Annotated in this window: 11 protein-coding genes; all 11 read left to right on the top strand. The window is 63.7% G+C overall.

The genetic code is table 11. The features are described 5' to 3' along the window. The first annotated feature begins 185 nt into the window (after positions 1–185). Positions 186–1619: a UbiA family prenyltransferase gene (locus E5X34_RS20180; protein WP_292568222.1), complete on the top strand. Its 1434-nt coding sequence runs from the start codon at positions 186–188 to the stop codon at positions 1617–1619. Continuing rightward, the gene (locus E5X34_RS20175; RefSeq protein ID WP_292568220.1) at positions 1619–2971 is read left to right on the top strand and encodes an FAD-binding oxidoreductase; all 1353 of its coding nucleotides are present in this window, start codon (positions 1619–1621) and stop codon (positions 2969–2971) included. Before E5X34_RS20180 ends, E5X34_RS20175 begins: the two co-directional genes overlap by 1 nt. Positions 2972–3094: 123 nt before the next feature. Continuing rightward, entirely contained in the window at positions 3095–3529 is a 435-nt protein-coding gene (locus tag E5X34_RS20170) for an EamA family transporter (protein WP_292568218.1), read from the top strand. Beyond that, complete coding sequence (locus E5X34_RS20165; protein ID WP_292568217.1) at positions 3526–4533, top strand: NAD(P)-dependent oxidoreductase; 1008 nt, start codon at positions 3526–3528, stop codon at positions 4531–4533. The genes E5X34_RS20170 and E5X34_RS20165 overlap by 4 nt, the downstream gene beginning before the upstream one ends. A 31-nt stretch (positions 4534–4564) precedes the next feature. Then, positions 4565–6031, top strand: a complete 1467-nt coding sequence (locus E5X34_RS20160; protein WP_292568342.1) for an aspartate aminotransferase family protein — start codon at positions 4565–4567, stop codon at positions 6029–6031. A gap of 13 nt (positions 6032–6044) precedes the next feature. Then, a complete protein-coding gene (locus tag E5X34_RS20155) occupies positions 6045–7274 on the top strand; it encodes a hypothetical protein (RefSeq protein WP_292568215.1) in 1230 nt (409 codons plus the stop codon). Beyond that, on the top strand, positions 7271–8023 hold the full coding sequence (locus E5X34_RS20150; protein ID WP_292568213.1) for an FkbM family methyltransferase: 753 nt from the start codon (positions 7271–7273) through the stop codon (positions 8021–8023). Before E5X34_RS20155 ends, E5X34_RS20150 begins: the two co-directional genes overlap by 4 nt. A 155-nt stretch (positions 8024–8178) precedes the next feature. Continuing rightward, positions 8179–10740 carry an FAD-dependent oxidoreductase gene (locus E5X34_RS20145; RefSeq protein ID WP_292568211.1) on the top strand — a complete coding sequence of 854 codons (2562 nt, stop codon included), beginning with the start codon at positions 8179–8181 and terminating at the stop codon, positions 10738–10740. A gap of 100 nt (positions 10741–10840) precedes the next feature. Then, positions 10841–11605 (top strand): site-2 protease family protein, encoded by a 765-nt coding sequence (locus E5X34_RS20140; protein WP_292568209.1) that lies wholly within the window; start codon positions 10841–10843, stop codon positions 11603–11605. 59 nt (positions 11606–11664) lie between these two features. Next, the gene (locus E5X34_RS20135; RefSeq protein WP_292568207.1) at positions 11665–12606 is read left to right on the top strand and encodes a phosphoribosylaminoimidazolesuccinocarboxamide synthase; all 942 of its coding nucleotides are present in this window, start codon (positions 11665–11667) and stop codon (positions 12604–12606) included. 76 nt (positions 12607–12682) lie between these two features. Continuing rightward, positions 12683–13525: a DUF1194 domain-containing protein gene (locus E5X34_RS20130; RefSeq protein WP_292568205.1), complete on the top strand. Its 843-nt coding sequence runs from the start codon at positions 12683–12685 to the stop codon at positions 13523–13525. The last annotated feature ends 82 nt before the right edge of the window (positions 13526–13607 follow it).

The raw sequence follows: 13607 nt of genomic DNA, 5'->3' as shown, positions 1-13607 counted from the left end.
GCTTAACGATGACGCCCGAAAAACCGGCATGACCATTCCCTGCAACCGCACGTTTTAACGTTCGCTGCGTCATCCCCGGCTATATCTGCTCCCCAAGGACGCCGGCACACGGCGTGGGTTGAATTGGCGCGTGGTCCTTCCCGGATCTGGAGTTTCGGGATCCCGCGCTCAATCGGGGCAGGACAATGGACGCGAGGTCGGACAGGAACGCAATTCCGCTTGCGGTCGATCTCGACGGGACGTTGGTTGCAACGGACCTTCTGTGGGAAGGCCTGTTCATCCTCCTCAAGAAGAACCCGCTCTATTTCTTTCTGCTGCCGCTCTGGCTGACCGGCGGTCCGGCGCGGCTTAAGCAGGAAATATCCCTGCGCGTCGACATCGACCCGGCCTCGCTGCCTTACCGTCAGGAATTGATCGACCGTTTGCGCGCCGAGCATCGAGAGGGCCGCGTGATCGTGCTGGCGACCGGAACTCCCCGCAAATTTGCGGAAGCCATCGCGGCGCATCTCGGCATTTTCGATCGCGTGCTGGCGACCGACGGCCCGCATAACATGACCTCGGGCCGCAAGTGCTCCGCTCTGGTCGCCGCCTATGGCGATGCGGGCTTCGATTACGCCGGCAACAGCCGCCACGACCTCAAAGTGTTCGACGCCGCGCGGAATGCGCTGGTGGTGGCGCCCGACCGCAGCGCCCGGCGCTGGCAGGCAGCGCATCAGGCCGAAGCAATGCCGGCGCCGAAGCCGACACTCAGAACCTATATCAAGATGCTGCGCATGCATCAGTGGCTGAAGAACGCACTGATCGCCGTGCCAATGGTGCTGTCGCACGAATATTTCAATCCCAATATGATCTGGGAATGCCTGCTGGCGTTCGTGTCCTTCAGCGCGGTGGCGTCCGCCATCTACATCCTCAACGATTTCTTCGACCTGGCCCTCGACCGCAAGCATCCGACCAAGCGCAGCCGGCCTTTCGCCAGCGGCGCATTGTCCATTCCGTTCGGCATGAGCGCGATCGCGGCGCTGCTGGCGATCGGCATCGCCGCTGGCCTGTTCCTGCCGATCGAATTCCTTGGCGTGCTTGCCGGCTATCTGGTCGTCACCACCGCCTATTCGCTGTCGTTCAAGCGCATGCTTCTGGTCGATGTGCTGACGCTTGCCGGCCTTTACACGATCCGCGTGCTGGCGGGCGCGGCCGCCACCGGCGTGGACGTTTCCTTCTGGCTGCTTGCCTTTTCGATCTTCTTCTTCCTGTCGCTGGCGCTGGTGAAGCGCTTCGTCGAACTGCGCACCACCGCCATTCCGCCGGGCGAGCGCATCGCCGGCCGCGGCTATCGCACCGAGGACCAGGAGATCGTCGCCCAGGCCGGCATGGCGTCGGCCTTCTCCTCGGCGCTGGTGCTCGCGCTCTATATGGACAGCCCGGCGGTGCGCGAGCTTTACCCGCATCCCTGGCTGATATGGCCGCTGGCGCCGATCGTGCTCTACCTCACGATGCGCGTCTGGATCCTCGCCCGACGCGACGAGATGCATGACGACCCGGTCGTCTTCATCATCCGTGACTGGCGCAGCCAGATCGTCGTCGCGATCGGCGCGGTCTTCCTCGTCGCCGGAGGCTGGTGATGGGGCAGGAGCGCTTCGGCAGCTTCGGACTGGCGACGCCGCCGGCGCGCAAGGCGATCTCGGCGGATGAGGCCATCGCCTTGCTGAGGCGCGGCGGGGCGAAAGCCGGATCGCTGCTCGCCTACGGACATGGCCGCTCCTATGGCGATAGCTGCCAGAACGATGCCGGCATGGTGGTCGACATGCGGCCGCTCAACCGCATCCGTTCCTTCAACGCCGAGACCGGCGTTCTGGAAGCCGATGCCGGCACGCTGCTTTGCGACATCATCGCCTATGCCGCTCCCTACGGCTTCTTTCCGGCCGTTGTTCCGGGCACGCAGTTCGTGACGCTGGGCGGCGCGATCGCCAACGACGTCCACGGCAAGAACCACCATCGGCGCGGCACCTTTGGCGGTCATGTCGAGGCCTTGACGCTGCTGAGGTCCGACGGCCGGACCTATCGCTGCTCGCAGACCGACAATGTCCGCCTGTTCGGGGCGACGACCGGCGGCATGGGCCTGACCGGGCTGATCCTGTCGGCATCGATCAAGCTTCTGCGCGTGCCGTCGCTCGACATCACGGAGAAGGCGACGCGGTTTCGCGATCTCGACGAATTTTTCGATCTTGCCGAGGCGGCGGACCAGGCTAACGAATATGCCGTCGCCTGGATCGACCAGCTTGCCGGCGGCCATGGGCGCGGGCGCGGCCTTTTGTTCACCGGCAACCATGCCGAACACGGCTCGCACGCCGCCGCGAATGCCGGCAGCCGGCTTTCCGTGCCGGTGCAACCGCCGTTCAATGTGCTGAACCGGCCCTTCCTCACGGCCTTCAACGCAGCCTACCGCTGGAAAAAGGGCAAATCCGCGGTCCCGTGCCAGGCGGGCTATCAGGGCTTCTTCTTTCCGCTCGACGGCGTCCGCGACTGGAACCGGCTCTACGGGCCGCGCGGGTTTTTCCAGCACCAGAGCGTGGTGCCGGAGGAGAAGGCCCGCCGCATCGTGCCCGCGCTGCTCGAGGCGGCGCGACGGGCAGCGCAGGGATCGTTCCTGACGGTGCTCAAGCGCTTCGGCGATGTCCGCTCGCCGGCGCTGCTGTCGTTCCCGCGCCCTGGCTACACGCTGACACTCGATTTCCCGAACCGGGGCGAAAGGACGTTGCGGCTGCTTGCCGAACTCGACCGCATCACGGTCGAGGCGGGCGGGGCGGTGAACCCCTACAAGGACGCCCGGATGGGGCCTGAGACATTCGCCGCGTCGTTCCCGCATTGGCAACGGCTGGAGGCGCTTCGCGACCCGGCTTTCCTGTCAAGCTTCTGGGCGCGTACCGCCAAGAGACTGGAGATCGGACAAGGAAGAGCTGAAGCCGCGGAATAGATAGAATTCGAATAAATCATGGTAAACAAAGCGTTACGCCAGGGTTTACTCAAACAGGGTCGCGACTTCACGAAATATTTGCAGGTCTGTAATAGGACCGCCCAAGGGGGCGGGGTAGCAACAATGAAATACATAGTCTTCATTCTCTTCACGGTCATGACCAATGCCGCGGCGCAGCTGATGCTGAAGCAAGGCATGATGTCGATGGGGCCGATCTCCTTCGAAGGCGTCAATCCGCTCGTCAGGCTGCTGCAGATCGTGTTCAGCCCATGGGTGTTCCTCGGTCTGTGCACCTTCGTCATCTCGATGGCGTCGCATCTCTATGTGCTGTCCAAGGTCGAGCTCAGCTTCGCCTATCCGTTCCTCAGCCTCGCCTATGTCGCCGTGGCGATCTTTGCCTATTTCGTCTTCCGCGAGGACCTCAATGGCTGGCGCATCGCCGGCATCGCCTGCATCTGCGTCGGCACGATCCTGATCGCGCAAAGTGGGCGCGAGCACGAGGACCGGACCGCATCCATCGCGTCCGACGAAATCCAGACAAGCGAGATCGTTCGATGAGACATGTGATTTTCGGCGGCGACGGTTTCGTCGGCCGTCACCTTGCACCCAAGCTCGTCGCCGATGGCGAGAATGTCGTCGTCGCCGACATAGTGAAGAGCGACCTACCGCATTACCGTTCGATGCGCTTCATCACCTGCGATGTGACCGATCCGGCCTCGGTCGCGGCGGTCGGGCTCAAGGCGGACGACATGGTCTACAATCTGTCGGCCAAGATGCTGTCGCCGATCCAGGTGCGCGCCAAGCGCCATGATTTCTTCTTCCCGGTGAACTTCCACGGCACCGAGAACATCATCCAGGCGATGGACAAGGCCGGCGCCTCGAAGCTCGTCCACTATACCACCGACATGATCTACGGCCACACTGTGGTGCTGCCGATGACCGAGGACCATCCAGTCGCGCCGCTCGGCGAATATGGCCTGTCGAAGCTCAAGACCGAGGAGCTCGCCATCGAATGGCGCAAGCGCGGCATGTCGATCTCGCTTTTCAGGCCGCGCCTGATCATCGGGCCGGGGCGCCTCGGCATCCTGGAAAAACTGTTCAAGCTGATCGACTGGAATCTTCCGGTGCCGATGATCGGTTCGGGCAGGAATCCCTATCAGTTCATCTCGGTGTTCGACTGCGCGGAAGCCGCCCGCGCCGCCTGGAAGGCCGGTGTGCCGAACGAGGCTTACAATCTTGGCTCGCTCAATCCGCCGCCGGTCAAGAAACTGCTCGGCGACCTCATCCGCCATGCCGGCTCGAAGTCGATCCTGCTGCCGACACCCGGCTGGGCGGTCAAGCGCGCGCTCGACCTGCTCGATTTGCTCAACATGCCGATCATGGATCCTGAACAGTATTTGATCGCCGACGAGGAATGCGTGCTCGACGTATCGAAGGCCGAGCGCCAGCTCGGCTGGGTGCCGCAATATCGCGACGAGGACATGCTGATCGCCGCCTACAGCGAATACCGCGCCAAGAAGGACGGCAACGCTGTGACCGCCAGACACGTGCCCGCCGAATAGAGCGCGAAGGGGAGATTTTCAGATGACCGTCATGGCCAAGCCGGAACAGACAGGCGCGCGCACACTGGTCGATGCCCCGGCGCTGTCGCCCGCTTCCATCGCCAAGCCCGACCTGATCAGCGTCGAGCAGGCCAAGGCGCTGGATGTCGCCCGCATCACCGACCTGTTCAAGGCGCATCTCAATCCCGGACAGCTGCATTTCATGAAGCTGCTCGGCTTCCACAAGGTCAAAATCGAGCGCGCCGAGGGCATGTTCTATATCGACCAGAACGGCCGCAAGATCCTCGACTTCTTCGGCGGCTTCGGTTCGCTGGCCTTCGGCCACAACCATCCGCGCATCCTGGAAGCCCGCAAGAGATTCCAGGAGGAAAAGCGCCAGGAGATCGCCATTGCCTTCATGTCGCAATATGCGGCCGCACTTGCGCACAACATCGCCAGGTGCTCGCCTGGCGACCTCGACATGGTGTTCTTGGGTTCCTCCGGCTCGGAGGCCATGGAAGCGGCGGTGAAGCTTGCCGAGCGGGCCGCCGGCCCGAAGCGGCCGAAAATCGTCTATGCGGAAAATTCCTTCCACGGGAAGACGAAGGGCGTGCTGGCGATCACCGACGGCCAACTCTACCGCGCCGAATTCAAGGTGGCGGACAATGTGGTGCGCGTGCCCTTCGCCGACATCGACGCCGTCGAGCGGCTGTTCAAGAGCGACCCGGAGATCGGCGTCATCGTGCTCGAAACCATCCAGGGCGGTGGCGGCATCATCCAGGCCCCCGCCGAATATTGGCAGAAGATTCGCGCGCTGTGCGACCAGCATGGCGTGCTGTGGGTCGCCGACGAGGTGCAGTGCGGCTATGGCCGTTCCGGCCGCTTCTACGCCTTCGAGCATTACGGCGTGATTCCGGACGTGACGGCGCTGGCGAAGTCGCTCGGCGCCGGCAAGGCGGCGGTCGGCGCGATGATCGCCAGGCGCGATGTCTATATGAAGGCCTATGGCACGCCGAAGACGGCGATGATCCACGCCATGGCGACCTTCGGCGGCATGGGCGAGGCCTGCGTCACCGCGATCGAGGGCATCAATGTCCTCTATGACGAGGGCCTGATCGACAACGCGGCCTCGACGGGCGAGTACCTTCTGCAGCGGCTGCAGGCGCTGAAGGAAAAATATCCCAAGATCATCAAGGACGTGCGCGGCAAGGGGTTCATGATCGGGCTAGAGTTCCACGATTTCTCGCAGACCTTGCCGATGGTGCTGCGCCCGATCGTGAGCGTGCTCGACGACAAGCTGAAAGGCTCGCTGTCGGGCTTCGTCGGCTCGCTTTTGCTGCGCGACTATGACGTGCTCGTCGCCTTCACCGAATACAACCGCAACGTCATCCGGCTCGAGCCGCCGCTGATCTGCCGGCCCGAGCATGTCAACCGTTTCGTCGACGCCTTCGACAGCCTGTTGTCGCGCGGCATCGTGGCGATCGTGAAGGATTTCGTGAAAAGCCAGGTCGGCAAATAAGAGGCCGCCGAGGATGCTGACCAGGCCCTCCGCTCCGACCAATCCGCTGGAACGATTGACCGGCGCCGGCCAGGCGTGGGGCGAGGGGACCTACGCGAAATGGGCCGCACCGATCGGAGCGGTCGCCTTCTCGCTCTATATCCTGCTGACCGCCGCGACCGCCTGGTTCATGCCCGACGCCAATTGGGACATGCTGCCCTATCTGGCGATCGCCGAGGAAGGCACCTATCCCGATCCGCAGACCCTGCATGATTATGCCTACAATGCGGTCAAGGACGGCGTGTCCGCCGGTGACTACAAGACCTTGACCGATGATGGCGGGGGCTTCCGCAGCTACATGGCGCAGAACGCCGCCGACTTCCATTCGCTGCTCGGCATGTACCGGATCAAGTTCCTTTATGCGGAAATCCTGTCCAGCCTCAGCCATGTCGTCTCGCCGGTCGAGGCGATGCGGCTGGTGCAGGTGTTTTCCGTGCTGCTCTTCGGCGCCATCACGCTCGCCTGGCTGCGCGCGGAAGGCGCGCTGGCGCTGGCGCCGGTCGTCGGCGCGATCCTGATCATGGCCGATTTCGGCGACGCGGCGCGCGCCTCGACGCCCGACCTCTTGTGCGCGGCGCTGTTCCTTGGCGGGCTCTTTGCCTATGTACGCAAGCGCGAGGCAGCGACGGCGGCCCTGCTTTTCCTCGCCTTCATGGCTAGGCCGGACAACATCGTCTTCCTCACCATTTTCGCGGTGCTGCTCGTCGCTTTCCGCGAGAAGGCATGGGGCGTGCTGGCCGGTTTCGCCGCTTCCTTTGTCGCCTATTTCGCCATCTCGCACTGGGCCCAGCATCCCGGCTGGTGGCCGCATCTGTGGTTTTCCAGCATCGAGCAGCATTACAACATGGAGGGATTCCAGCCGCCCTTTTCGATTGCCGCCTATCTCAAGGCCTTCGCCGCCTCGGTGGTTCGCGCCGTCACCATCAACAGCTGGGTCGGTGTGTCCGTCCTGGCTTTGGCCGGCTGGTATGGGCTGGAGCGCGCCGGCTTCCGGCTGGATCGCCGCGCCGGCATTCTGCTGGCGGCGCTGGTGCTCGGCGTGCTGGCGAAATTCGCGGTCTTCCCGATCCACGACACCCGCATCTATTTCCCCAATCTCCTGCCGCCCTTCCTGCTGCTCGCCGCGCCGTTGACGGCGCTGTGGGCAGCGAGCCAGGGCGGGCGCCGCGCCGTGCTGCAGGTCATTCCCGGAGACAAGTCATGAGCTCGCTTTCCAGCTTCGCGCGCGTTCTCCTGTCGCTCGGCCTTCCGGCAGGCCTGCTCGATCGCGGCCCGGCTTTGCATGGCACGAAATTCCTCGCCAAAGCGGCGCTCAAGGCGCGTTTCGGCGGCCGGCCGTTCCAGATGGTGAATGTAGGCGCCTGCGACGGCGAACTGTTCGACGACGTGACGCCCTGGCTGCATCGCATTCCGGGGGCAAAGGCAATGCTGGTCGAGCCGATCCCCTACAATCAGAAGCGGCTGCGCGCGAACTACCCGGACGTCAGCCGCTTCATCATCGAACCAGTTGCGGTCACCAAGACCAAGGGCACGATCACCGTCCACACTTTCGATGCCGCGGCGCTCGAGGCCGGCACGCTGCCGATCGAGTTTATCGGCTGCTCGTCGGTCACCGACACCAATCTGATGTCGGGCAAGAACGCCTGGGGCGAGACGGACGCCAACTTCAACAAGTTCGTGCCGCATCTGAAGGACATCGAGGTGCCGTCGGAGACATTGCAGACGCTGCTCGACCGCAACGGCATCGGCCATATCGACGCCTTCCTGGTCGACTGCGAGGGCGCCGACTGGATGGTGTTCGAGCAGCTCGACCTCCAGCGCTACCGCCCCGGCATGATCAAGGTCGAGGTCGGCGCGCTGCCTGCCGCCGAGATCGGCCAGGTCGTGGTCAAGCTGAAGACCGCCGGCTATCAGGTCGGCTTCCAGGCCGAGGACATCTGGGCCTTCGCCTGAGCGGAATTCCATTACGAGCCGAGTCCGCACGCGGGGTCGCGGCGTACCTGCGACGTGTCGCAAACAGGCGGTAGCTCAATCCGCGTCCTCTGCATATTGTGCGCCATTCGAAAGGGCGCAGGCGCGCCCGTTTTATGCTTCTGGAGTCGCGGGCAATGGCAGAGTTTCCGAAAAAGGCGAAGGTCGTCATCGTCGGCCTGGGCGGCATCGTCGGCGCGTCGGTCGCGCATCACCTGATCGAGCGCGGCTGGGACGACATCGTCGGCATCGACAAGTCGGGTATCCCAACCGATATCGGCTCGACCGCGCATGCCTCGGACTTCTGCTACACGACCAGCCATGATTTCCTGTCCTGCTGGACGACGCTCTATTCTATCGGTTTCTACGAAAAGATGGGGCATTACGCGCGCGTCGGCGGCCTCGAGGTTGCCCGCGTCGGCGACGATGGCCGCATGGACGAGATCAAGCGCAAGATCGCCTCCGCCAAGGCCTTCGGCACCCGTGCGCGGCTCATCGAGCCGGCCGAGATCAAGGAAAAATTCCCGCTGATCGAGGAACATCTGGTGCAGGGCGGCCTATGGGACCCGGATGCCGGTCTCGTCATCCCGCGCTCGCAGACCGTGGCCGGCAAACTGGTCGATCAAGGCGTCGCTTCCGGAAAGCTGCAGGCTTTCGCCAACACCTCGGCCAAGGAGCTGATCGTCGAGAACGGCCGCATCAAGGGCGTGGTGACCGAGCGCGGCACGATCGAGGCCGACTATGTCGTGGTCTGCACAGGCATCTGGGGCCGGCTTACCGCGGCGCTGGTCGGCGAAGACCTGCCGGTGATGCCGATCGACCATCCGCTGACCTTCTTCGGCCCCTATAACGAGTTCGCCGGCACCGGCAAGGAGATCGGCTGGCCGCTGCTGCGCGACCAGGGCAATTCGGCCTATATGCGCGACACCGGCGATCCGAAGACCGCCGAGGGCGGGCAGATCGAATGGGGCTACTACGAGGAGACCAATCCGCGTCTCTGCCACCCGCGCGACCTGCTCGAAAAGCATGAGGCGCGGCTGTCGCCGTCGCAGCGCGACCTCGACATGGAGCAGATCATGGCGCCGCTGGAGCGCGCCATGGAACTGACGCCGATCCTGGGCGAGCTCGGCTACAATGAGGGCCATTCCTTCAACGGCCTCTTGCAGGTGACAACCGATGGCGGCCCGTCCATGGGCGAGAGCCAGAAGGTGAGGGGGCTGTGGTACGCTGTCGCCATCTGGGTCAAGGACGGCCCGGGCATGGGCAAGCTGATCGCCGACTGGATGACCGACGGTCGCACCGCGATCGACCATCACCAGATCGACTATTCGCGCTTCTATCCGCACCAGACGCAGGAACAGTTCATCTGGGATCGCTGCACCGAGACGGCGATGAAGGTCTATAATCCGGCCGTCCATCCGCGCGAGCCCTTCTCCAAGGGCCGCAACATCCGCCGCTCGCCCTTCTGGGAGCGCGAGAAGGAACTCGGTGGCTATTTCATGGAACTCGGCGGCTGGGAGCGCGCGCATGGCTACGCCGCCAACGAGCATCTCCTGGAGAAATACGGCAACCGGGTTCCGGTGCGCGAGAACGAGTGGGACAACCGTCATTTCTGGCGTGTCTCCAATGCCGAGCATCTGGCGATGAGCGAGGATTGCGGCATCGTCAACTTGTCGCATTTCTCGATGTATGATGTCGAAGGGCCCGACCATGTCGCGCTGCTGGAATGGCTGTGCGCGGCCAAGATCGGCGGCGACAACAATATCGGCAAGGGCATCTACACCCACTTCCTCGACGAGGAAGGCATGGTGCGCGCCGACTTCACCGTGATCCGCATGGCCGATCGCTGCCGCGTGATCGACGGCGCCGACGCTGGTCCGCGCGACTTCCGCTACATACAGCGCACCGCGCAGGACAAAGGTTTCGACGTCACCGTCACCGACGTGACCGAGAAATACGTCACCATCGGTATCTGGGGGCCGAATGCCCGCACGACGTTGCAGAAGGTGGTCGAGGATCCGAACGGCCTGACACCGGAGAATTTCCCCTTCGCCGCGATCAAGCCGATCCGGATCGGCGGCAAGGATGTGACCGCCTTCCGCATCTCCTATGTCGGCGAGCAGGGCTGGGAACTGCATATGCGCTACGAGGACGGCTTGGCCGTCTGGGACGCGCTGCGCTCGACCGGCGTCATGCCGTTCGGCGTCGAGACCTATGCCAACACGCGCCGGATGGAAAAGAGCCTCAGGCTGCAGAATGCCGATCTGCTGACCGAATACAATTTGCTCGAGGCCGACCTTGCCCGTCCGAAGGTCAAGGACAACGACTTCTGCGGCAAGGCCAAGCATCTGGAGTATCGCGCTCGCGAACATCAGCCGGCGATGCTGTGCACGCTGGTGATGACCGAGAACATCGATTCCAAGGGTGTCGCGCGCTATCCGGTCGGTACTATGCCGGTGATGGATCCCGCGACCGGCGAGACGCTGGTCGACGAGCTGGGCCGCCGCTCCTTCACCACTTCGGTCGCCTATGGCCCGACGATCGGCAAGAACATCGCGCTTGCCTATCTGCCCTGGGACTATGCCCAAGAAGGCCGCAAGCTGCAGGTCGAGTATTTTGGCGAGACCTATCCGGTCGAGGTGGCGGGAGTCGGTTACAAGCCGCTCTACGACCCGGAGAACCTCAAACCGAGGAGCTGAGGATCGGAGGCAGAAGGATGCAAAGCCCGGCTCCGGTCGGGCTTTTGTCTTTTGCACGGCAGGAATCTCGCATAGCGTCGCACCAGGCGGAGGAAGCGGCTTGCAACGGTTCGGCTGGGACAGGAAGAACGACGCATTCGTCTTCGTGATGAAGGGGAACATTCCCGTTCATGTCAGCTGGACCTTTGCCATTCCAGCCGTCCTGCCGTTCCTGCACGAGTGGTCCAGGCGTCCCCAGGTCGCCCTGATCCATACGGCCATATTCGCCGCGCTCCTGTTCCTGTCGGTGTTTCTGCATGAACTTGCCCATGTCTGGGCAGCGCGACGGCGCGGCATCGGCACCCAACGGATAGACCTGTACCTGTTTGGCGGAACTGCCTGGTTCAAGCCCGGCGCGGCCTCGCCCTATGGCTGGGCGTTGATCGCCGTCGCCGGGCCGTTGGTGAACATCGTCCTGGCGGCGGGCTTTGCCGCTGCCTATTACCTTCTTGCCCGGCCCTTGTTGCCTGTCGATCCGGACGGTATTTTCAGTTCGCCGCCGCCGAGACCGGACACGCTTCTTGAGTGGACGCTTTGGTTTGGCGCCTTGGTGAATGCGGTTCTGGCCATTCTCAACCTGCTTCCGGCCTTTCCGCTCGATGGCGGGGCAATCGCCCGGCATCTGCTGGCGCCGCGTTTCGGCGCGGATACCGCTGTGCGGATCGTCGGCTTCTGCGGCGTCGTGCTTTCGATCCTGCGTTTCGCGGTCATCGTGCCAGCCGCCGTGGCTGGAGTTTTGTTGTGGTTTCCACCTTCCTTCAGGCCGAACTGGCGGGCGTTTCGCGCCGCCGGCACTAAGAAGCCCGTTCCACAGCATCCGGCTTGATGTGCGGGGGGCCAGCGGCTTATGTGGCCCGATCAGAAGCCTGCGAAAGCCTACGCCCCATGCGCATCCTGTCCGACGCCTTCATTCCCGAGCTTCCCAATCACTATCACGGCAAGGTGCGCGAAAATTACGATCTGCCGGACGGGCGCCGTATCATCATCGCCACCGACCGTTTGAGCGCGTTCGACATCATCCTGGCCTCGATCCCGTTCAAGGGCGAGGTGCTCACCCAGACGGCGCGTTACTGGTTCGAGGAGACCGCCGACATCTGTCCCAACCACGTGCTGGAATATCCCGACCCCAACGTCGTCGTCGGCACGCGGCTCGACATGCTGCCGGTCGAGATGGTCGTGCGCGGCTATCTGGCGGGGACCACCAGCACCTCGATCCTGACCAAGTACCGGAAAGGCGAGCGCAGCTTCTACGGCCACGGCTTTCCCGACGGGCTGCGCGACAATGAAAAGCTGCCGCAGGCGATCATCACGCCGACCAGCAAGGCCGCCCATGGCGGCCATGACGAGCCGCTGTCGGAGGCCGAGATCATTGACCAGGGGCTGCTCACGCAGGTGCAGTGGGATACAGTCTCGCGCTACGCGTTGCAGCTTTTCGCTCGCGGCCAGCAGCGCGCCGCCGAACGCGGCCTGATTCTCGCCGACACCAAATATGAATTCGGCACCGCGCCGGACGGCACCATTGTGCTGGCGGACGAAATCCATACGCCTGACAGCAGCCGCTATTGGATCGCGGCGAGCTATGACGAGGCGTTCGCGAGCGGCGGGCGGCCGCAGAGCTTCGACAAGGATTTCGTCCGCTCCTGGGTGTCGGCGCGATGCGATCCCTACAAGGACCCGATCCCGCCAATTCCGGCCGAAATCGTCAACCAGGCCTCGGCGGTCTATATCCAGGCCTATGAAGCGATAACCGGCGCAAAATTCGTGCCCGACCTTTCCGGCGACACGGTGCTGGAGCGTATCCGCTCGAATCTGGCCCGGTATTTTTGAGGTCGCGCGCCGGGGGGATCCGGTGGCCGGGAATTCCCGGCTTTTGCGCGCGGCGATTTTCGCCTAACCTTCCGTCATGTCTGCTTATGCCCGCGCAAGGCATATCTTTTCAGGCAGCGCCGCCCTGGCGCTGGCGCTTTGGCTGACGCAAGCGGCTTCTCCCGCCGAACCCGTCGATGTCGAGCTGGTGCTGGCGGTCGATGTCTCGCTTTCCATGTCGCCGGCCGAGTTGGAGATCCAGCGCCACGGCTACGCCGCTGCGCTGACGCATGACAATGTGCTGAAGGCCATCGCCGACGGCGCCTATGGCAAGATCGCCGTCACCTATGTCGAATGGGCAGGCACGACCTGGCAGCGGGTCGTCGTGCCATGGACGGTGATCGCCAACCGCGCCGACGCCGATAGGTTCGTCGCGAAGCTCGACGCCAACCCGCCGGACAGCGCCCGGCGCACCTCGATCTCCGGCGCGCTGAGCTTCGGCAGCGATCTGTTCGCCGAGAGCGGATACCAGGGGACCAAGCGCGTCATCGACGTTTCCGGCGATGGGCCGAACAACCAGGGCGCGCCGGTCGATCTCACGCGCGACGAGGTGGTCAAGCAAGGCATCACCATCAACGGCCTGCCGCTGATGACGCGCGGCGGTTTCAGCGGCGCCTTCGACGTCGACAATCTGGACCGCTATTACAGCGACTGCGTCATCGGCGGGCCGGGCGCCTTCATGATCCCGGTCAACGATTGGACGCAATTTCCCGAAGCGATCCGCCGTAAGCTGGTGCTCGAGCTTGCCGGCCCCGCTTCGCCGCAATGGGCGGCCGAAGAGGCCGCTCATCCGCCGATCGTGCTCGCCGACGACAGGCCGGCCACCGATTGCCTCGCCGGCGAAAAGATGTGGCGCAACCGCGGCTGGGGCATGCCGTGAGGGGTGGAGCAGCAGGCACCCGATCAGGATGACGTTTCGTTGAAACGCCGCTTAATTGACAAGCCTTTTGGCGTCTGTGAGA

The organism is Mesorhizobium sp., assembly GCF_004963255.1.
Taxonomy (GTDB): domain Bacteria; phylum Pseudomonadota; class Alphaproteobacteria; order Rhizobiales; family Rhizobiaceae; genus Mesorhizobium.
This window is presented reverse-complemented; position numbering and strand designations above follow the sequence as displayed.